This is a genomic window from Gordonia sp. N1V, from assembly GCF_029269935.1.
GTDB lineage: Bacteria > Actinomycetota > Actinomycetes > Mycobacteriales > Mycobacteriaceae > Gordonia > Gordonia polyisoprenivorans.
This window is the reverse complement of record NZ_JARJDD010000006.1, coordinates 187,441-205,333: the sequence shown is the minus strand read 5'-3', so window position 1 is coordinate 205,333 and position 17,893 is coordinate 187,441. Positions and strand designations below refer to the sequence as shown.

Here is a 17,893-nt window from a genome sequence, read left to right as displayed (position 1 = left end):
CCCGGCCGGGTATGGCTCTCTCGATTTCTCCCTCGCTCACCCGGTCTGGCACAATGATCTGCTGGTTCGTCGGACCCGGTCACGCACCGCCCGACGGTCACACCGAGACAGATCGCAAAACCGGGCCCCACAACCGGTGGGGTCGCTGAATTGCGCAGTGACCACACGAAAGATGAAGACATGGCTGTCAAGATCAAACTCACGCGGCTCGGCAAGATCCGCAACCCCCAGTACCGCATCGTCGTCGCCGACGCGCGCACCCGCCGTAACGGCCGCGCGATCGAGACGATCGGCAAGTACCACCCGAAGGAAGAGCCGAGCCTCATCGAGGTCGACTCCGAGCGCGCCCAGTACTGGCTCGGCGTCGGCGCGCAACCGACCGAGCCCGTGACCGCCATCCTCAAGGTCACCGGTGACTGGCAGAAGTTCAAGGGCCTCCCGGGCGCCGAGGGCACTCTCAAGGTCGCCGAGTCCAAGACCTCCAAGCTCGACCTGTTCAACGCTGCGCTCGCCGCCGCCGACAGCGAGCCCGTCGCCGAGGCGACCACCCCGAAGAAGAAGGCCGCCAAGAAGGACGACGCACCGGCCGAGACCGCTGACGACGCATCCGGCGCCGAGGACAAGGCTCAGGCGTGAGCGCTGTCGTCGCCGATGCGGTGGAGCATCTGGTCCGCGGCATCGTCACCAACCCCGATGACGTCCGCGTCGAGCTGATCACCGGCCGACGTGGCCGTCTGGTCGAGGTTCACGTGAACCCCGAGGATCTCGGCAAGGTCATCGGCCGCAACGGCCGCACCGCGACCGCGCTGCGCACTCTCGTCTCGGGTATCGGTGGTCGTGGGATGCGTGTCGACATCGTCGACACCGATCGCTGATCTCCCGGAGTCCGATGGAGCTCGTGGTGGGCCGTGTGGCCAAGTCGCACGGTATTCGCGGCGAACTCGTCGTCGACGTCCGTACCGATGAACCGCAGGAGCGGTTCGCGCGTGGGACGACCCTGCTCGGCCGACTGCCGCGAGGCGCGGGCGAGCGCACTTTCACGGTGACAGCCGCCCGGGAACATTCCGGGCGGCTGTTGCTGTCGCTGGGCGAGGTGACCGATCGGTCGGCCGCCGACGCCCTGCGCGGCACGCTGTTCCTCATCGACAGCTCGGAGGTCGATTCGGGTGACGACCCCGACGCCTTCTACGACCACGAACTCGAGGGCGTTGCGGTCTCGACGATCGACGGTGTGGCCGTGGGCGTCGTCGATTCCGTCCTGCACCTGCCTGCCAACGACATCCTGGTCGTGCGCACCGACGCCGATCGGGAGGTTCTCGTACCGTTCGTCCGGGAGATCGTGCCGACGGTGACCCTCGACGGCATCGAGATCGATCCGCCGCCCGGCCTCATCGACGACGCGGCCGCCGACGCCGGTGGTGACGACGACGCCAACGGTTCGGCGCAGTGACCGGGGAATCGCCCCACGTGCGCATCGACGTCGTCAGCATCTTTCCCGAGTACCTCGAGCCGCTTCGGGTTGCGTTGTTGGGCAAGGCAATCGAGCGTGGAGTCGTCGAGCTCGGGGTGCACGACCTGCGTGCGTGGACCCACGACGTCCACCGCAGTGTCGACGACTCGCCCTATGGCGGGGGCCCCGGCATGGTGATGAAACCCGAGGTGTGGGGTCCGTGTCTGGACGAGGTGTGCCCCGACGACGCGCTGCTCGTCGTCCCCACCCCAGCCGGTGTGCCGTTCGATCAGGCCACGGCGCATCGCTGGAGCGAGCACCCACATCTGGTGTTCGCATGCGGACGTTACGAGGGCATCGACCAGCGGGTCTTCGACGATGCCGCACGACGGGTGCGCGTCGAGGAGGTCTCACTCGGCGATTTCGTGCTGATCGGTGGCGAGGTCGCCGCGATGGCGATGATCGAGGCCACCGTCCGGCTGATACCCGGTGTCCTCGGCAATCCCCGCTCCCACCAGGAGGATTCGTTCTCCGACGGCCTGCTCGAGGGCCCCAGCTTCACGCGGCCCGAGATCTGGCGGGATCTCCCGGTGCCGCCGATCCTGCTCTCCGGCGATCACGCCAAGATCGCCGCGTGGCGTCACGAGCAGTCGATGCAACGCACCCGTGAGCGTCGCCCCGACCTGTTACCGGGCGTCGATCACCCCGCTCACTGACCGGTCCAATCCTGTGGATTCCCACCCAACCGATGTCGGATTCGGGGGATATGATCGACCGATCCGTGTGAGTGGGGAGGCGACGGTGGGGGACTCCGGCAACAGTCGAGTGAGCGGTGCGCGCTGGGCGGACATGCTCGACGAGGTCGAGCGGCAGCGTGGCGAGGTGCGGCGGGTGGCCGACGCCGTCGCCGGTCTCACCGCCACGGCGACCAGCCCGGATCGCGCGGTGTCGGTGACCGTCGATGCGCGTGGCGTGCTGGTCGGCCTCGACATCACCGCGTCGGCCATGCGGCGCTATCGGGGAGAGCAACTCGCGCAACTGATCGTCGGACTCGTCGCCGATGCCGACGGCATGTTGCGCACCCAACGTGCGCAACTGCTCACCGCCGCGAGCACGGTCGCGCCGGCGCTCACCGACATCGAGCCGTCCGCCCGATGACCGCCGATCCGCAAAGGGTCGACGTCGACACCGACGCCACCGGCACACTGCATGCCGCGCTCACCACCGCGGCCCGCCGCCTCGACGACCTCGGAGCCGATCTCGAAGTGGTTCTGGCACAGCTCGATTCGGCACTCGGAGACGATCCCGGAGCGCTGCGGTTCCGCACCGGATTCGCCGGCGTCGTGAGCTCTCTCGCCGGTGCGATGGCGAGCGCCGTCCGCGACGTCACCACCCACGCGGCGTCGATCGACGCCGGGACCCGCGATATCGTCGACACCGATGGTCGTGCGGCAGGCGGTTTCGACCATCGTGGGCGACTGCGATGACGGCACGATGAGCGGGCAGCCGTGGAGCGGCGACACCCGTGCGCTGGCCGAGAGCCTCGTCCCGGGATGCTGGCCCACCACCGACGACGCGACCCTCCGTCAGGTCGCGACCGCACTGGCCGCCCTGCGCGAGCGACTCGAACACATCGCGGCCGACCTCGCCTCCGCATATCGCGACGTCGAGGGTGGGGACGGCCGTTTCACCCGGGCGATCCTCGCCGGACGCGAGCACCTCGTCGGCGGCGAGGACGCCGCGTTGCCCGCGACTGCACGAGCGGTGGCCGCCGCCGCGGACACCGTCGAGGCGTTCGCCGATCTGACCACCGCGGCGCGTCTGCGAGTCGAGTTGGTCACGGCGATCACCGACCGTGACCAGATGCTCGGTGCGCTTGCCGCGGCACTCGGCGACGACACGTCTGCCGTGCGGGCCGCGAGTGCGGGCCGGATGGCACTGACGGCCGCCGGCGACGAGTACACCGAACAGTCCGGCGCGCTTGTGCAGGCCGACCCGTTAGGTGCGGGTGGCGGTGAGCACACCGATGATCGGACCGGAAGCTCCGCGGGCGCCACGAGTGGGATGATGCCGATGGGTGGCTTCGCCGGTCTCGGCGCGGCCGCGGCCGGCGCAGGTGTGGGTGCGGCGGCGCGGCGTGTTCCGGCCGGCCCCCGAACCGGTCCCGACGCGGAGTCCGACGAGCCGCCTGAACTGACCCGCGCCGAGTACGACGCGCTTGCCCGTCGGGCAGCCGCCCTGCACATGTCACTGCCCGGTGCCGTCGGATCGTGGGTGCAGGTCGCCGTCGGAGTGGGGGAGCACCCGCAGACCAGTCGGACGGTGGTGATCGCGACCAGCGACCCGGTGCCCTACCTGCGCCGGGGCATGTCGATACGGTCCGGTGAGGAACTCGTCGGTGACGGCCGTGCCCCGGAGATCGCGCTGCTGCACCATATGCAGAGCTCCGGCGTCACACCGTTGGCGGTCGCCTCCGCGTCACCGCCGTCGGCGCAGGCGCGAGCGGCGATCGCGGCGTCCGGCGCAGCGCTGGTCGCCGCCGCGTCACGGTCGTCGCGCGGTGTCGCCGGACCGTGACCGGCGATTTCGTCGGGCCGGGGGTCGTCTGGCACAATAGTCGGGTTGCCTGATGCCGGCGTCCCCTGCGGACGTCCATCCCGGTACACACCATGACTCGGAGCACGAACCGGTCGAACCACACTCCTGACCTCGGGTGATCCCCGGGGATCAGGGCGGGCCGCCAGGTTCCTCTGTTCACGCCACGCCAGAATAAGGACCACGACACATGAACATCCTGGACACCATCGACAAGCAGTCGTTGCGCGACGACATCCCCGAATTCGGTCCCGGTGACACCCTTGACGTCCACGTCAAGGTCATCGAGGGCAGCAAGGAACGCGTCCAGGTCTTCAAGGGTGTCGTCATCCGCCGCCAGGGCGGCGGCATCCGCGAGACCTTCACCGTCCGCAAGGTCTCCTTCGGCGTCGGCGTGGAGCGTACCTTTCCGGTGCACAGCCCGAACATCGCCAAGATCGACGTCCTCACCCGCGGCGACGTGCGTCGCGCGAAGCTGTACTACCTGCGCGATCTGCGCGGCAAGGCGGCCAAGATCAAGGAAAAGCGCTGACGCGTCTACCCTGACGACGTGGCTGACACCTATCGCGACGGCGACGGCGCCGGGGAGGACCGCGCCTACGCCGCCGGCGGCACCGATCCCTCCGGCAGTACCGATCCCGCCGACGACGGTCCGCGAGCATCGCGGCCGTGGCGGACCAAGAGCGACAAGCCCGAGAAGAAGAAGGGTTCGCTGCTGCGGGAGACGATCATCATCGTCGCCTGTGTCCTGCTGATCAGCTGGATTCTGCAGACCTTCATCGGTCGTCAGTACGTCATTCCCTCCGAGTCGATGGAGCCCACCCTCATCGGGTGCACCGGGTGCTCCAACGACCGGATCTTCGTGGACAAACTCTCCTACACGTTCGGGGACCCCAAACCCGGCGACGTCGTCGTGTTCAAGGTTCCCGATTCGTGGGGTGAGGACGGCTGGGTGTCACCGCGATCCTCGAACCCGGTGGTACACCATCTGCAGGATGCGTTGTCCTGGTTCGGATTCGCTCCTCCCGACGAGAACGACTACGTCAAACGCATCATTGCTGTCGGGGGGCAGACAGTCGAATGCCGCAACAACGAGGGCGTCGGTGTGAAGGTCAACGGCAAGGCGCTCAAGGAGCCCTACGTCAACATGGCGCTGCAGCAGCAGAACCTCGCCAACGGCACCGCCACGCCGAGCGCGATCGGTGACGACGGCAAGCTCAACAGCTGCCTGGGCAAGGATTTCGGTCCGATCACCGTGCCCAAGAACAGCGTGTTCGTCATGGGCGACAACCGCACCCGATCCTCGGACTCGCGGTACCACATCACCGCGAGCAGCGACGGCACCGTTCCGGTCGACGACATCCGCGGCAAAACGCAGTTCATCATCTACCCGTTCTCCCGGATGGGCGGTGTGGGCTCGGTCGACCCGCAGCAGTGAGCGGCACGCCATGACCATCGATGTACTCGTCTGCGCGGTGTCACCCGCTCCGGCGTCGGCCGGCGAGGTGGCGTGATGAGCCGGTGGCCACCACGATTCCCGGTTCGCCGTGCCGCGGCTCTCCGGACCTACGAGTTCACCCTGCACCGCAGCGGGCTCGGGCCGGTCGCCGGTGTCGACGAGGCCGGGCGCGGCGCATGTGCCGGTCCGCTGGTCGTCGCCGCATGCGTGTTGCGGCCCACCCAACTCGCCTCACTGGCCGAGCTCGACGACTCCAAGAAGCTGACCGAGGCGGCGCGCGAGAAGCTCTATCGTGCGGTCACCCGCTACGCCGAATCGTGGTCGGTGGTGGTCATCGAGGCCGAGGAGATCGACCGCATCGGCATTCACGTCGCGAACATCGAGGGCATGCGCCGCGCGGTCGCCGGGCTCGACGTCGTGCCGGGATATGTACTCTCCGACGGCTTCCCGGTGCCCGGTTTGACGGTACCGTCGCTGCCGGTCATCGGCGGCGACGGTGCGGCCGCATGTATCGCTGCGGCCAGCATCCTGGCGAAGGTGACGCGTGACCGCATCATGGTCGCGATGGACGGCGAGGTGCCCGGCTACTCGTTCGCCGTCCACAAGGGCTACAGCACCGCGTTGCACATGTCCTGTCTGGACCGACTCGGACCTTCTGTGCAACACCGGATGTCCTACCGCAACGTCGCGTCGCGGCGGCTGCTCGCCACCGCGGAGCCCGGTGTCGGCGCGGCCGCGCCCGACGCCGGTGACCACGGTTCCCGCGATAGGCTTACAGGATGAGCGCTGAGGATCTCGAGAAGTATGAAACCGAGATGGAGTTGTCCCTGTATCGCGAGTACAAGGACATCGTCGGCCAGTTCACCTACGTGGTCGAGACCGAGCGCCGTTTCTATCTCGCGAACGCCGTCGAGTTGGTGCCCCGCAACGCCGAGGGCGAGGTCTACTTCGAACTCCGCATGAGCGATGCCTGGGTATGGGACATGTACCGCCCGGCCCGGTTCGTCAAACAGGTGCGTGTGCTCACCTTCAAGGACGTCAACATCGAGGAGCTCGAGAAGCCCGAGTTGCGGCTGCCCGACGAGCCCTGAACCCGGCTGTGACCACAGTCTGGGAGTCGACGCTTCTCCTGACGTCGCTTCGTGGTGGGTTTTTTCGTACCTGATTTCTCCACAGTTATGACCGTGTGCACTGTGGTGGGGGTGTTGTGGGTCGTGGGGGTCGGTGGTGCGGGTGTGAGGCGCGATCGTTGTCGTCATGACAGCGGAACCTGTGAGAGCCCGGGGTGGTCGTCTGGGGCGGGCGGAGGTGGCCCGGCTCGGTGAGGATCGGGCGGCCGAGTTCGTGACCGAGCTGGGTTGGTCGATCCTGGAACGCAATTGGCGTAATCGTTACGGCGAGTTGGATTTGATCGCCTTTGACGGACGTCGGTTGGTGGTGGTGGAGGTCAAGACGCGGGCGTCGCGGGTCTTCGCCGACCCGGTGGCGGCGGTGACGGCCGACAAGTTGGCGCGGATGCGCAAGTTGACGCGGATGTGGTTGGCGCAGCAGAAGATCTGGTGGCCGGGCATTCGGTTTGATGTCATCTCGGTGCAGTTGGATCGGTCGAATCCGTCGGCGATGGAGCGGGCGGAGGTGCGCCATCATGTCGGTATCACCGAGTGAGGATCTGGTGCCGGCGCGTATGTCGTTGGGGCGCACGCATTCGGTGGGTTTGAATGCGTTCGAGGCCAAGCCGGTCGAGGTGCAGGCCAATGTGGGCCAGGGGCTTCCGTCGTTTGCGATCGGCGGTAACGTCGATGCGTCGTTGCGGGAGGGCCGGGATCGGATTCGGGCGGCGATCAGCAACTCGGGGTTCACGTTTCCTGATCTGAAGGTGACGGTCAATCTGTCGCCGGCGACGATGCCCAAGCGTGGTTCGGCGCATGATCTGGCGATCGCGGTGGCGATTCTGGCTGCGCGTGACCAGGTTTCGCCGGTGAAGTTGTCCTCGACGGTGATGTTGGGGGAGTTGGCGCTCGACGGTGGTATTCGGCCGGTGGCCGGGGTGTTGCCTGCGGTGATCGAGGCGCGGAATGCGGGGTTTGCGCGGGCGGTGGTGCCGTTGGCGACGGTGGCCGAGGCGTCGTTGGTGTCGGGGATCGAGGTCGGTGGGGCGCGCACGTTGGGGGAGGTGGTGCGGTGGCTGGCGGGGTCGTTCGTGCTTGACACGGTCGATGAGAATGCGGTGCCGCCGCCGGTGGCCGCGGTTGCCGACATGGTCGACGTGGTGGGCCAGGCGCAGGCGCGGCATGCGCTCGAGATCGCTGCTGCCGGAAGCCATCACGTGTTGATGACGGGGCCGCCCGGGATCGGGAAGACGATGCTGGCGCGGCGGTTGCCGGGAATTCTGCCGCCACTGGACGACGAGGAGTCGCTGGAGGTGACGGCGATCCATTCGATCGCGGGAGTGCTCTCACCGGGGTCGCCGTTGGTCAGTGCGCCTCCGTTCATCGATCCGCATCACACGACGACGACCACCGCGCTGCTCGGTGGCGGTACCGGGATGGCACGGCCGGGGGCGGTGTCGTTGGCCCACCGCGGGGTGCTGTTCCTCGACGAGTGCGCCGAGATGGGCCCGAAAGTCCTCGACTCCCTGCGCCAACCGGTCGAGGAGGGGGTGGTCAAGGTGCCGCGGCGCGACGGGGTGGCCGTCTATCCCGCGCGTTTCCAATTGATCCTGGCCGCCAATCCGTGTCCGTGCGCACCGAACCGGGATGTGCAGTGCATCTGCAGTGCGGTGGTCCGGCGGCGCTATCTCGGCAAACTGTCAGGGCCGCTGATGGATCGCGTCGATATCCGGGTGCGGATGGATCCGCCCGGCAACGTCGCGCTGGCCACCGAGACCGGCGAGTCGAGCGCCGACATCCGCGCACGGGTCACCGCGGCGCGCGGCGCGGCTGCCGAGCGATGGCGCGAATTCGGTTGGCGCACCAATGCCGAGGTACCCGGACCGGCGTTGCGCAGGCGTTTCCGGCTGCCGCCCAAGGTCGTTCGGCCGGTGGACCTGAGCCTACGGGAGGGGCGACTCACCGCGCGCGGCGCAGATCGCGCGCTGCGGCTGGCCTGGACGCTGACCGACCTGGCCGGGGGCACGGTGCCCACCGAAACCGAAGTGGCCCAAGCACTTCTCTACCGCGATCGGGGGAGCTATCGATGACGACGACCGAATCCGAACGACGCGCGTGGGCCTATCTGGCCCGCGTCGCCGAACCGCCGTGTGTGCCGCTGACAGCACTGGTCGCCGAGATCGGCGTCGTCGAGGCCGCGGCGGCCATCGCGCGCGGGCAGGTGCCGCGCGGGCACGAGGCCGTGCTCAAGGTGACGCAGGCGCGTGCCGGCGACGACCGCTCGGAGTCGGACCTCGCGGTCGCCGAGAAATGTGGTGCGCGGCTGGTGACCCCCGACGACGACGAATGGCCGGGGTTTTCGCTGCTGGCACTGGCGAATGCAGACACCGGTGAGCGCGGTGGGATGCCGCTGGCGCTGTGGGCGCGCGGACCGGCCCGGCTGGACGATCTGGCGGCGGCCTCGATCGCCCTCGTGGGATCGCGTGCCGCCTCGTCGTACGGCGAGCACGTCACCGGCCTGCTCGCGGAGGAACTCGTCGACCACGGGTGGGGCATCGTCTCCGGTGCCGCGTTCGGGATCGACGGGGTCGCCCATCGCGCGGCGCTCGCCAGTGGCGGAGCGACGATGGCGGTCCTGGCATGCGGTATCGACCGCGACTATCCCGCTGCGCACTCCCGTCTGCTCGCCGAGATCGCCGAGCGCGGTGTCATCGTCTCCGAGTACCCGCCGCACACCACCGCGGCGCGCCACCGATTCCTCACCCGCAACCGTCTCGTCGCCGCCCTGTCGAACGCCGTGGTGGTGGTCGAGGCGGGCGCCCGCTCCGGTGCGGTGAGCACCGCCGCGTGGGCGGTGAAACTCGGGCGACCGCTCGGTGCGGTGCCGGGGCCGGTCACCTCGGCGACGTCGGTCGGCTGTCACGAGCTGATTGCCGACGGACGCGCCGCACTCGTGGCCGATGGCGCCGCCGTGCGGACGATGGCGGCCCCCGACGGCGGGGGAGTCGCCGACCGGGGAACGCCCCGCAGCACCGATGGACTCACGCCGATTCAACAACGCGTCCACGATGCGCTGCCGGGTCGCGGCGCAGTCACGGTCGAGGAGGTGGTGTTCTCGGCCGGCGTCGAGATCGGCGAGGTCCGGGCGGCACTTGCCGTGTTGGAACTCGGTGGTCTGGTGGCCATGGAGGGCAGCGGATGGCGCCTGGCCTGACGCCTTCACCCGGACCCGCAGGTTAGGTTGACCTAACCCGGCGTACTATGGTTCGGGTGAAGGAGGTCCCATGGCCAAGCGAGTGAACACGATGACGGTCCTGCGGCGTGAACAGATCACCCCGCACATGGTGCGACTGTTTCTCGGGGGCGACGGATTCGACGACTTCGTGCCCGCCGTCGGCAGGGACGGACGTGCCGAAACGGACATGTACGTCAAGCTGATCTTCATGCCCGAGGGGGTGGAGTTCCCCGACGACTTCGACCCACGGGCATCGAGATCGCTTCCGCCCGAACAACAACCGACGCTGCGCACCTATACGGTGCGTAAGGTCGACGCCGAGCGTCGAGAACTGCTCATCGACTTCGTCGTGCATGGCGACGAGGGGCTCGCCGGGCCCTGGGCGGCGAGTGTCGAACCTGGTACCACCGTGCACTTCCTCGGCCCGGGTAGCGGATATCACCCCGATCCGGCCGCACCGTGGCACCTGCTCGCCTGCGACGAGGCAGGTCTGCCCGCCGTCGCCGCGGCCCTCGAGGCACTGCCCCCCGATGCCGTGGCAAAGGTCTTCATCGAGGTTGCCGGCCCCGACGACGAACTCGAGTTGAGCGCACCCGCCGGCGCCGAGATCACCTGGCTGCATCGCGGTGGCGGGGCAGGCGAGGTCGGCGAGGACAAGGCCGGCGACAACGCACCGCTCGTCGCTGCGGTCCGGGAGGCAGCCTGGCTCGAGGGAGAGCCGCAGGTGTTCATCCACGGTGAGGCGCAGGCCGTCATGCACAACCTGCGCGCCTACGTCCGCAAGGAGCGCGGGGTGGGTGCGGCCAACGCATCGATCTCCGGGTACTGGCGCCGCGGCCGTACCGAGGAGGGATTCCGGCAGTGGAAGGCCGAACTCCGCGAGACCGAGGAAGGCGCCGAGAAGCCAGGGCTCGGACAACGGGTGCGCAACCTCGTTCGTTGAGGCCACCTCGACCCGTCACGATCGGGTCCGGGCTGTACCGATCCGGCAACGACACGGCGTGTGTGGTTGCCGGATCGGCGGTCGAGCGATGTGCTCACCGCATGACCGATGCAGACCGGGCCGACCGGCCGGGCTCCGTCGACGGCGTGGGCGCCGACGTCGGACGCGGATCCACGGTGCTGGCCGACTTCGCCGAGTATCTGCGATTCGAGAAGGGACACAGCGAGCACACGATCCGCGCCTACTCCGGTGACGTTCGCGGACTCATCAGTTTCGCCGGAGCACGTGGCGCGGCGATCTCGGCGATCGATCTCGGCCTGCTGCGCGCGTGGCTGGCCGAACACACGCGCCGCGGCGCCGCCCGCACCACCGTTGCCCGCCAGGTGTCCTCGGCGAAGACCTTCTGCGCGTGGGCCGTTCGCGAAGGTCTACTCGCGAGTGATCCGTCGACGCGGCTGCAGGCGCCCCGGGCGCATCGCACCCTGCCTGCAGTGCTGACCGCCGAGCAAGCCGCTGCCGCGGTGTCCGCCGTGTCGCCGGCACACACGGGCGATTCCACCGCCGAGGACGACGTCGGCCCGATCGCCCTCCGCGACCGGGTCATCCTGGAGTTGTTGTACGGCAGTGGGATCCGCGTCGGCGAGCTGTGCGGACTCGATCTCGACGACGTCGACACCGGTCGCCGGGTCCTGCGGGTGATCGGCAAGGGCGACAAGCAGCGGACCGTTCCGTTCGGGGCACCCGCCGACCACGCCCTACAGGCCTGGCTGTCCCACGGTCGCCCCCGCCTGGCCACCGACGGCTCCGGCGCTGCGCTGTTGCTCGGGGCGAGGGGTGGACGCCTGAACCAGCGCACGGCCCGGACGGTGGTGGCCACGGCTGTGGCCGCGATCGACGGACCGCGCATGGGACCGCACGGACTGCGCCACAGCGCCGCAACGCATCTGCTCGAGGGTGGCGCCGACCTGCGGGTGGTGCAGGAGCTGCTGGGCCACTCCTCGCTCGCCACCACCCAGCTCTACACCCATGTCAGCGTCGAACGCCTGCGCGCAGCTCATCAGCAGGCCCACCCCCGCGCGTGAATCACTCACGGTGACACCGGACCGTCGACCGGTTTCAGTCGCACCCGCACCGCGCCGAGGAGGGCCAGCGGGTTGAGATAGTCCGCCGCGCGGCCGCTCCCACGCCGTGCTCCCCAATGCAGGCACGCCGCCGCCGTGCATCCGGGGTGGCCCGCCTCGATCGTCCCGATCGCCTGTCCACGACGCACCCGGACACCCCGACCCACGCCGGCGCGCACCGGCTCGTAGGTGGTGATCACCCCGTCGTCGTGCTCGATCGACACCGTCGGTTTGCCCACCACGATCCCGGCGAAGCGGACGATCCCGTCACCCGCGGCCAGGACCGCGGTGCCGGAGGTGGTGGCGAGGTCGATTCCACGGTGCCCCGGCTGCCAGCGCCGGGTCGGTTCGTCGAACCCGCGGACCACCGTCGGCCGGGGCGACAGCGGCACCGAGTATCGCGAACCCGGTGGCGCGCTGACATTCGCCGCGGAGGACGGCTGCGCGCCGACGAATGCGGGTACCGCCAGCAGCAACGACACCACGACGACGAGTTCTGCCACGCCGATGACAAGGGCGCGCCGAAGGCGCAGGGGAATGGTCATGACAGATCAGACGCAGCGCACCGACGATCGGCTCCCTTTGTGTCGAACGAATTCCGCGGCCGCAGGTCGTCGGCCGCGATCCACCGAGCTGTGCAGGGCAGATTTTGGAGCTGTGCAGGGCATACGCGTAGACTGATCGGGCACCTCGCCGACGGCGGGGTGACTTCGCGCGCTCGTCACCAGATCGCCTCCCGTCGTGGAGGAGGTCGACAACGCTCCGCGTGGGCGGTCCCGGTACCTCCGGGTTCCGCGCGGACACGGGCGCCAGGGTTCGAACCACCCGGTACCGAACATCAACCGACACAAAGGAATGAGACCTCATGGCTGTCGTGACCATGAAGCAGCTGCTGGACAGCGGCGCACACTTCGGGCATCAGACCCGCCGTTGGAACCCGAAGATGAAGCGATTCATCTTCACCGACCGCAACGGCATCTACATCATCGACCTGCAGCAGACGCTGACCTACATCGACAAGGCCTACGAATTCGTCAAGGAGACCGTCGCCCACGGTGGCACCATCCTGTTCGTCGGCACCAAGAAACAGGCGCAGGAGTCGATCGCCGGAGAGGCGACCCGCGTCGGCATGCCGTACGTGAACCAGCGCTGGCTCGGTGGCATGCTCACCAACTTCCAGACCGTCCACAAGCGTCTGCAGCGTCTCAAGGAACTCGAGACCATGGAGCAGACCGGTGGCTTCGAGGGTCGCACCAAGAAAGAAATCCTGATGCTGACCCGCGAGAAGAACAAGCTCGAGCGGACCCTCGGTGGTATCCGCGATATGGCCAAGGTGCCATCCGCCATTTGGGTGGTGGACACCAACAAGGAGCACATTGCTGTCGGTGAGGCACGCAAGCTCAACATCCCGGTCATCGCGATCCTCGACACCAACTGCGACCCCGACGTCGTCGACTACCCGATCCCGGGCAACGACGACGCCATCCGCAGCGCCGCGCTGCTCACCCGCGTCATCGCCTCGGCGGTTGCCGAGGGCGTGCAGGCCCGCGCCGGTGCGGCGTCGGACGACTCCAAGCCGGAGGCCGGCAGCGGCGAACCCCTCGCCGAGTGGGAGCAGGAACTGCTCACCCAGGCCACCGCGCCCGCCGAGGGCGACGCCACCCCGGCGTCCTGACCCCCGGCGTACCCACGGGACGCGCCGAGTAACCGATCACTCTCTCTAAGGAGGCTCGCCAACGATGGCGAACTACACCGCAGCCGATGTGAAGCGTCTCCGCGAGCTCACCGGCTCTGGAATGCTGGACTGCAAGAAGGCGCTCGAGAACAACGACGGCGACTTCGACAAGGCCGTCGAGGAACTGCGCATCAAGGGCGCCAAGGACGTCGGCAAGCGCGCCGAGCGGTCCACCGCCGAGGGTCTCGTCGCCGCCAAGGACGGCGCGATGATCGAGCTCAACTCCGAGACCGACTTCGTCGCCAAGAACGCCGAGTTCCAGCAACTCGCCGACCAGGTGCTCGATGCCGCGCTGGCCGCCAAGACCAGTGACGTCGAGGAGCTCAAGGCAGCCAAGCTCGGTGACGGAACCGTCGCCGACGCCGTGCAGGCACTCTCGGCCAAGATCGGCGAGAAGCTCGAACTGCGTCGCGTCGTGTTCTACGACGGTCCCGTCGCGATCTACCTGCACAAGCGTGCGTCGGATCTGCCGCCGGCCGTCGGCGTGCTGGTGTCCTACACCGGTGAGGGCGACGCCGCCGCCGAGGCCGCGCGCAACGCCGCGCAGCAGGTTGCCGCGCTCAAGGCCCGTTACGCCAGCGAGGACGAGGTCCCCGAGGACGTCAAGGCCGACGAGCGTCGTATCGCCGAGGAGACCGCCAAGGCCGAGGGCAAGCCCGAACAGGCTCTGCCGAAGATCGTCGAGGGTCGGCTCAAGGGCTTCCTCAAGGACGCGGTCCTGGTGAACCAGCCGTTCGTCAAGGACTCGAAGAAGACCGTCAAGGACGTTCTCGACGAGGCCGGCGCGACCGTCAAGGGCTTCACCCGCTTCGAGGTCGGCCAGGCCTGACCGACCCGTCACGAGGCCATCCGAGAGGGCCCCGATCCACCACGGTGGGTCGGGGCCCTCTCGGATGTCGCGCCGTTCAGTAGTGCCGGTGGTTCATAACGGCCTGTGGTTTTCGGTCACCGCGGGACCGTGGTCATCGTGTGGTCCGGCTCCGGTGCAGTCCGAGGCACAACCCGGCCACGACGACGGCAGCGGCGGCCAACACCCACAGCGTGGAGCGGAACGCGCCGACGAAGGTCCGTGCGGCCACCTCGCGGCTCGCGGCATGGATCTGCGGGCCGGTCTGGGCGGCGAGCCGGCCGGCGAGCCCGGGCCGGTCGCCGTGCGTCGCGCACCCGGGAGCGGGGCGATCGGGATGCGGCGAGGTCAGCTGGGCGGAGGCGCACCGCGTGAAGCGGTCGACGACGAGGCCGCGGAACACCGGGTCGATCGAGGTCGTCTCGAGTGAGGCGGCGAGGTTCGAGCCGGCGGCCGGGACGGCCGTTGCCGACTGGCTCGCGACCTGGCCGAAGAAGAAGATCGTGACCACCGCCAGGCCGATGGACGCGCCGATCTGCTGGACGGTCGGTACGCATCCCGATGCCGAGCCGACCGTCTCGGGTGCGGTGTCGACCAGGATGGTGGTCTGCAGCGGAGCGACGAACAAGCCGGTGCCCGCGCCCCCGATCAGCAGCGGGGCGATCACCGCCGGTACGGACAGGGATGCGCTGTCCGGCGCGAGCATCACCGCGAGCCAGCCGAAGCCGATGGCCACCACCATCGCACCACAGCTCAACACCGTTGGTGCGCCCAGACGTTCGGCGAGCGCACCCGAGGACACCGAGCCCACGATTGCGCCGATCGCGAACGGCAGAGCCAGCATCCCGGTGCGCAGCGGCGAGTACCCCAAACCGAATTGGGTCGAGACCGACACGGTGAAGAAGAATCCCGCGAACACGCTGAAGAACAGCAACGACAGCAGGAGGCCGACGGTGAATCGGCGCGCCGCGAACAGATCGGTGTGCAGCAGCGGGCGGCCACCCGTACGGGTCAGTCGCCGCTCGTGAAAGGCGAAGGCGATCAACAGGACTGCCGAGCCGGCCAGCATCGCCCACAGCTGCGGTGGCCACCCCTGCTCGCGTCCGACGGCGAGCGGGTAGAGCAGACCGAACAGTCCAGTACTCGACAGGACAACCCCGATGATGTCGGGTCGGCCGCGCACACCGTCGCGCATCTGGGGGAGGCGTCCGGCAGCCAGCAGACATCCGACGATGCCGATCGGTACGTTGACGAAGAAGATCGTGCGCCAGCCCCACCCGGCGATGTCGGCACTGATCAGCACGCCGCCGATGACCGGGCCCAGCATTGCGGCAACCCCCGCGACCGCGCCATAGATGCCGAAGATCCGCGGATGCAGCGGCTTGGCGAACAATGCGGTGATCAACGCCAGGGTCTGTGCCGACATCAGCGCCGCGCTGACCCCCTGTACGCCGCGGAACACGATGAGCTCGGTCGGGGTACGGGCGACGCCGCACAGTACCGATGTCACGGTGAAGGCGATCAGTGCCGACACGAACAACCGTCGCCGCCCGTACCGACCGCCCAGCGTCGCCGCGGTCAACAACGTGCACGCGAACGCGAGCGTATACACGCTCAGGACGAACAACTGCTGGGCCGTCGAGGCGCCGAGCTCGACGGTCAGATCCGGCAGGGCGATGTTGACGATCGTGGTGTCGAGCATCTGCATGAACACCCCGAGCAGGGCACCGGCGAGGGCCAACCACGAGCTGCGCGGCGGCACCGGGGCGGGCGCGTCACACGCGGAACTGTTCTGTGAAGCTGGGTGATTCGCGTGCTCGGTACCGGTCATCGGTCGGATCAGGTGAGCGCGAGCACCGTCGGACGGTAGTCACCGGAGCGGGCGATGGTGGCCATGATCGTGCGCAGCGCGTCGGTGTATCGCGGGAGCGCCGCATGCGCCTCGTCGGTGTCGGGGAACAGCAAGGTCATCGACGTCTGGTCGCGGAATCGGTTGATCCACATGAACACCTCCTCGCTGCTGCCCCGATTGCCGTACAGACAACCGTTGATGGCGTCGAAGACGTCCACGCCGGGGAGTTTGCGCACGTCGACGTAGGACACCATCGGTACCGACCATCCGGGTGCCACGTCGATGCCGTCGTCGGGCTCGACCAACTCGAGTACCCGATGCAACGACACATCGGTGAGTTCCTTACCCGCGGCATAACTCTCGGCTGCCGGGCCGACGATCGAGGTGAACGTCGCGTCGGCACCGACGGTGATCGGCACCGGGATCAGGCTGGTGAACCAGCCGACCGAATTCAGTGCCGGACCCGGCGCACGGGTGCTCTTCGGTGTCATACCGAGATACTCTGTGCACCCGCTGAATTCGTAGCTCGCCAGGGCGGCCACCGCCATCAGCCCCGCGGTCATGTTGGAATCATGTGCGCGACAGACGTCCTCGAAACGCTGCGCGTCGTCCTCGGAGAAGACCGACATCGTCAGGAGTGCGCTGCGCGTGTGATCCTCGCTCTCGCCACCGAGCGGTAACGGGAATCCGGGCAGCACACCGCCATTGGCCTGGAGGAGTTCCACCCAACGACATACCTGTGGTGCCTGCCGCGTCAGGGCGGCCGAGACGGTGCGCTCATGGTCGCAGTACTCGATGTAGCTGCCCACCTCGGGTAGTCCGGTGTCGAGTCCGAACGCCTTGTTCATGTACAGGGTGATCAGTTCGGTGCACGTGAGTGCCTGCGAGATGCCATCGGTATCAAGGTGATCGATGGCACCGTACAGGGTGAAGCCACCTTCCCATTCGATGGCTCCGAAGGTGAAGCAGTCCCACGAGAACGGCCCCGGTGTCTCGTTCTGGATGTGTTCACGAATCGCTGAGGCCGAGTCCATGTCCCCGTGTGTCGTGGGGGTCATCGAGATGATCGCCGGATCGACGACGTGGCGTGCGATGGAGCCGTCGGGCTCCTCGGAGAACCAACAACGAAAGGTGTCATGACGACGCAAGAAGGCGTCGATGGTGCGGGTCAGTGCATCGGCATCGAGTGGTGAGTGGAAGTCGAAGGCCTGTAGGCACAATCGGGAGAAGCGGAAGCCCGCGGACTGATTGCGTTGTGCGGCACGAAGGTAGGCCTCCTGCTGATGCGACGGCGGGACCGGATGGATGGGGGCGCCGGCGGCGGCGGTCACCGCGGTCTGCGACATCGTCCAGCTCGTCAGCCGACCGATGCGGGGCTCCCATTCGTCGATGAGGCCGAAACTGACCACGACAACCTCGATTCTCGAGAAGTAGATTTCGTGCGGCGCACGCAATAGCCCGTATCGGGCGGCTTGTCGAAAAGTGCTGCAGGACACACACGTTGTGGGGTGACAGTACAGCCGTCCCACGACGTTGGCAACCAGTGA

At 68.1% G+C, this 17,893-nt stretch carries 21 protein-coding genes; 18 read left to right on the top strand and 3 right to left on the bottom strand.

What is annotated here, in order from left to right; all coding sequences use genetic code 11:
- Positions 1-180 precede the first annotated feature (180 nt).
- The 16 genes from rpsP (at position 181) to P3L18_RS10510 (ending at position 11,873) form a co-directional block, all read left to right on the top strand.
- Positions 181-636, top strand: a complete 456-nt coding sequence (gene rpsP / locus P3L18_RS10585; RefSeq protein WP_006371301.1) for a 30S ribosomal protein S16 — start codon at positions 181-183, stop codon at positions 634-636.
- Positions 633-875: an RNA-binding protein gene (locus P3L18_RS10580; RefSeq protein WP_006371302.1), complete on the top strand. Its 243-nt coding sequence runs from the start codon at positions 633-635 to the stop codon at positions 873-875. Before rpsP ends, P3L18_RS10580 begins: the two co-directional genes overlap by 4 nt.
- 14 nt (positions 876-889) lie before the next feature.
- Complete coding sequence (gene rimM / locus P3L18_RS10575; protein ID WP_006371303.1) at positions 890-1,450, top strand: ribosome maturation factor RimM; 561 nt, start codon at positions 890-892, stop codon at positions 1,448-1,450.
- A gap of 17 nt (positions 1,451-1,467) precedes the next feature.
- Positions 1,468-2,166 (top strand): tRNA (guanosine(37)-N1)-methyltransferase TrmD, encoded by a 699-nt coding sequence (gene trmD / locus P3L18_RS10570; protein WP_276114085.1) that lies wholly within the window; start codon positions 1,468-1,470, stop codon positions 2,164-2,166.
- An 85-nt stretch (positions 2,167-2,251) separates the two neighbouring features.
- Positions 2,252-2,608, top strand: a complete 357-nt coding sequence (locus P3L18_RS10565) for a YbaB/EbfC family nucleoid-associated protein (protein ID WP_276114048.1) — start codon at positions 2,252-2,254, stop codon at positions 2,606-2,608.
- Positions 2,605-2,937 (top strand): hypothetical protein, encoded by a 333-nt coding sequence (locus P3L18_RS10560; protein ID WP_276114047.1) that lies wholly within the window; start codon positions 2,605-2,607, stop codon positions 2,935-2,937. Before P3L18_RS10565 ends, P3L18_RS10560 begins: the two co-directional genes overlap by 4 nt.
- 7 nt (positions 2,938-2,944) lie before the next feature.
- Positions 2,945-4,027, top strand: a complete 1,083-nt coding sequence (locus tag P3L18_RS10555) for a hypothetical protein (protein ID WP_276114046.1) — start codon at positions 2,945-2,947, stop codon at positions 4,025-4,027.
- Positions 4,028-4,235: 208 nt separating this feature from the next.
- The gene (gene rplS / locus P3L18_RS10550) at positions 4,236-4,577 is read left to right on the top strand and encodes a 50S ribosomal protein L19 (protein ID WP_006371308.1); all 342 of its coding nucleotides are present in this window, start codon (positions 4,236-4,238) and stop codon (positions 4,575-4,577) included.
- Between the two features lie 18 nt (positions 4,578-4,595).
- Complete coding sequence (lepB, locus tag P3L18_RS10545; RefSeq protein WP_276114045.1) at positions 4,596-5,483, top strand: signal peptidase I; 888 nt, start codon at positions 4,596-4,598, stop codon at positions 5,481-5,483.
- Between the two features lie 75 nt (positions 5,484-5,558).
- Entirely contained in the window at positions 5,559-6,287 is a 729-nt protein-coding gene (locus P3L18_RS10540) for a ribonuclease HII (protein WP_276114044.1), read from the top strand.
- Complete coding sequence (locus P3L18_RS10535) at positions 6,284-6,595, top strand: DUF2469 domain-containing protein (protein ID WP_006371311.1); 312 nt, start codon at positions 6,284-6,286, stop codon at positions 6,593-6,595. The genes P3L18_RS10540 and P3L18_RS10535 overlap by 4 nt, the downstream gene beginning before the upstream one ends.
- 166 nt (positions 6,596-6,761) lie before the next feature.
- Positions 6,762-7,169: a YraN family protein gene (locus tag P3L18_RS10530; protein ID WP_026920180.1), complete on the top strand. Its 408-nt coding sequence runs from the start codon at positions 6,762-6,764 to the stop codon at positions 7,167-7,169.
- A gap of 19 nt (positions 7,170-7,188) precedes the next feature.
- Positions 7,189-8,703: a YifB family Mg chelatase-like AAA ATPase gene (locus P3L18_RS10525; protein WP_276114084.1), complete on the top strand. Its 1,515-nt coding sequence runs from the start codon at positions 7,189-7,191 to the stop codon at positions 8,701-8,703.
- Positions 8,700-9,827 (top strand): DNA-processing protein DprA, encoded by a 1,128-nt coding sequence (gene dprA, locus P3L18_RS10520; protein WP_276114043.1) that lies wholly within the window; start codon positions 8,700-8,702, stop codon positions 9,825-9,827. The genes P3L18_RS10525 and dprA overlap by 4 nt, the downstream gene beginning before the upstream one ends.
- Positions 9,828-9,897: 70 nt before the next feature.
- Complete coding sequence (locus tag P3L18_RS10515; RefSeq protein WP_006371315.1) at positions 9,898-10,791, top strand: siderophore-interacting protein; 894 nt, start codon at positions 9,898-9,900, stop codon at positions 10,789-10,791.
- A gap of 101 nt (positions 10,792-10,892) precedes the next feature.
- The gene (locus P3L18_RS10510) at positions 10,893-11,873 is read left to right on the top strand and encodes a tyrosine recombinase XerC (protein WP_240523909.1); all 981 of its coding nucleotides are present in this window, start codon (positions 10,893-10,895) and stop codon (positions 11,871-11,873) included.
- 5 nt (positions 11,874-11,878) lie between these two features.
- Here P3L18_RS10510 and P3L18_RS10505 read toward each other — a convergent pair whose 3' ends face one another.
- Positions 11,879-12,457 (bottom strand): peptidoglycan DD-metalloendopeptidase family protein, encoded by a 579-nt coding sequence (locus P3L18_RS10505; protein WP_276114041.1) that lies wholly within the window; start codon positions 12,455-12,457, stop codon positions 11,879-11,881.
- A 320-nt stretch (positions 12,458-12,777) separates the two neighbouring features.
- Here P3L18_RS10505 and rpsB point away from each other — a divergent pair, with 320 nt between their 5' ends.
- Positions 12,778-13,587 carry a 30S ribosomal protein S2 gene (gene rpsB, locus P3L18_RS10500; protein ID WP_006371318.1) on the top strand — a complete coding sequence of 270 codons (810 nt, stop codon included), beginning with the start codon at positions 12,778-12,780 and terminating at the stop codon, positions 13,585-13,587.
- A gap of 64 nt (positions 13,588-13,651) precedes the next feature.
- Positions 13,652-14,476 carry a translation elongation factor Ts gene (gene tsf / locus P3L18_RS10495; RefSeq protein ID WP_006371319.1) on the top strand — a complete coding sequence of 275 codons (825 nt, stop codon included), beginning with the start codon at positions 13,652-13,654 and terminating at the stop codon, positions 14,474-14,476.
- A gap of 133 nt (positions 14,477-14,609) precedes the next feature.
- Here the strand turns inward: tsf and P3L18_RS10490 are convergent, their stop codons facing one another.
- Together P3L18_RS10490 and P3L18_RS10485 are read right to left on the bottom strand one after the other, a co-directional pair.
- Positions 14,610-16,325, bottom strand: a complete 1,716-nt coding sequence (locus tag P3L18_RS10490) for an MFS transporter (protein ID WP_276114040.1) — start codon at positions 16,323-16,325, stop codon at positions 14,610-14,612.
- Between the two features lie 8 nt (positions 16,326-16,333).
- A complete protein-coding gene (locus tag P3L18_RS10485) occupies positions 16,334-17,755 on the bottom strand; it encodes a condensation domain-containing protein (protein WP_276114039.1) in 1,422 nt (473 codons plus the stop codon).
- Positions 17,756-17,893: the final 138 nt, after the last annotated feature.

Coding starts and splice junctions, on each gene's coding strand:
- P3L18_RS10535 (WP_006371311.1), top strand. CDS start 6,284: ATGAGCGCTGAGGATCTCGAGAAGTATGAAACCGAGATGGAGTTGTCC.
- dprA (WP_276114043.1), top strand. CDS start 8,700: ATGACGACGACCGAATCCGAACGACGCGCGTGGGCCTATCTGGCCCGC.
- P3L18_RS10490 (WP_276114040.1), bottom strand. CDS start 16,325: ATGACCGGTACCGAGCACGCGAATCACCCAGCTTCACAGAACAGTTCC.
- P3L18_RS10530 (WP_026920180.1), top strand. CDS start 6,762: ATGACAGCGGAACCTGTGAGAGCCCGGGGTGGTCGTCTGGGGCGGGCG.
- tsf (WP_006371319.1), top strand. CDS start 13,652: ATGGCGAACTACACCGCAGCCGATGTGAAGCGTCTCCGCGAGCTCACC.
- P3L18_RS10505 (WP_276114041.1), bottom strand. CDS start 12,457: ATGACCATTCCCCTGCGCCTTCGGCGCGCCCTTGTCATCGGCGTGGCA.
- P3L18_RS10525 (WP_276114084.1), top strand. CDS start 7,189: ATGTCGTTGGGGCGCACGCATTCGGTGGGTTTGAATGCGTTCGAGGCC.
- P3L18_RS10510 (WP_240523909.1), top strand. CDS start 10,893: ATGACCGATGCAGACCGGGCCGACCGGCCGGGCTCCGTCGACGGCGTG.
- P3L18_RS10540 (WP_276114044.1), top strand. CDS start 5,559: ATGAGCCGGTGGCCACCACGATTCCCGGTTCGCCGTGCCGCGGCTCTC.
- rpsB (WP_006371318.1), top strand. CDS start 12,778: ATGGCTGTCGTGACCATGAAGCAGCTGCTGGACAGCGGCGCACACTTC.
- rimM (WP_006371303.1), top strand. CDS start 890: ATGGAGCTCGTGGTGGGCCGTGTGGCCAAGTCGCACGGTATTCGCGGC.
- P3L18_RS10515 (WP_006371315.1), top strand. CDS start 9,898: ATGGCCAAGCGAGTGAACACGATGACGGTCCTGCGGCGTGAACAGATC.
- P3L18_RS10555 (WP_276114046.1), top strand. CDS start 2,945: ATGAGCGGGCAGCCGTGGAGCGGCGACACCCGTGCGCTGGCCGAGAGC.
- P3L18_RS10560 (WP_276114047.1), top strand. CDS start 2,605: ATGACCGCCGATCCGCAAAGGGTCGACGTCGACACCGACGCCACCGGC.
- rplS (WP_006371308.1), top strand. CDS start 4,236: ATGAACATCCTGGACACCATCGACAAGCAGTCGTTGCGCGACGACATC.
- rpsP (WP_006371301.1), top strand. CDS start 181: ATGGCTGTCAAGATCAAACTCACGCGGCTCGGCAAGATCCGCAACCCC.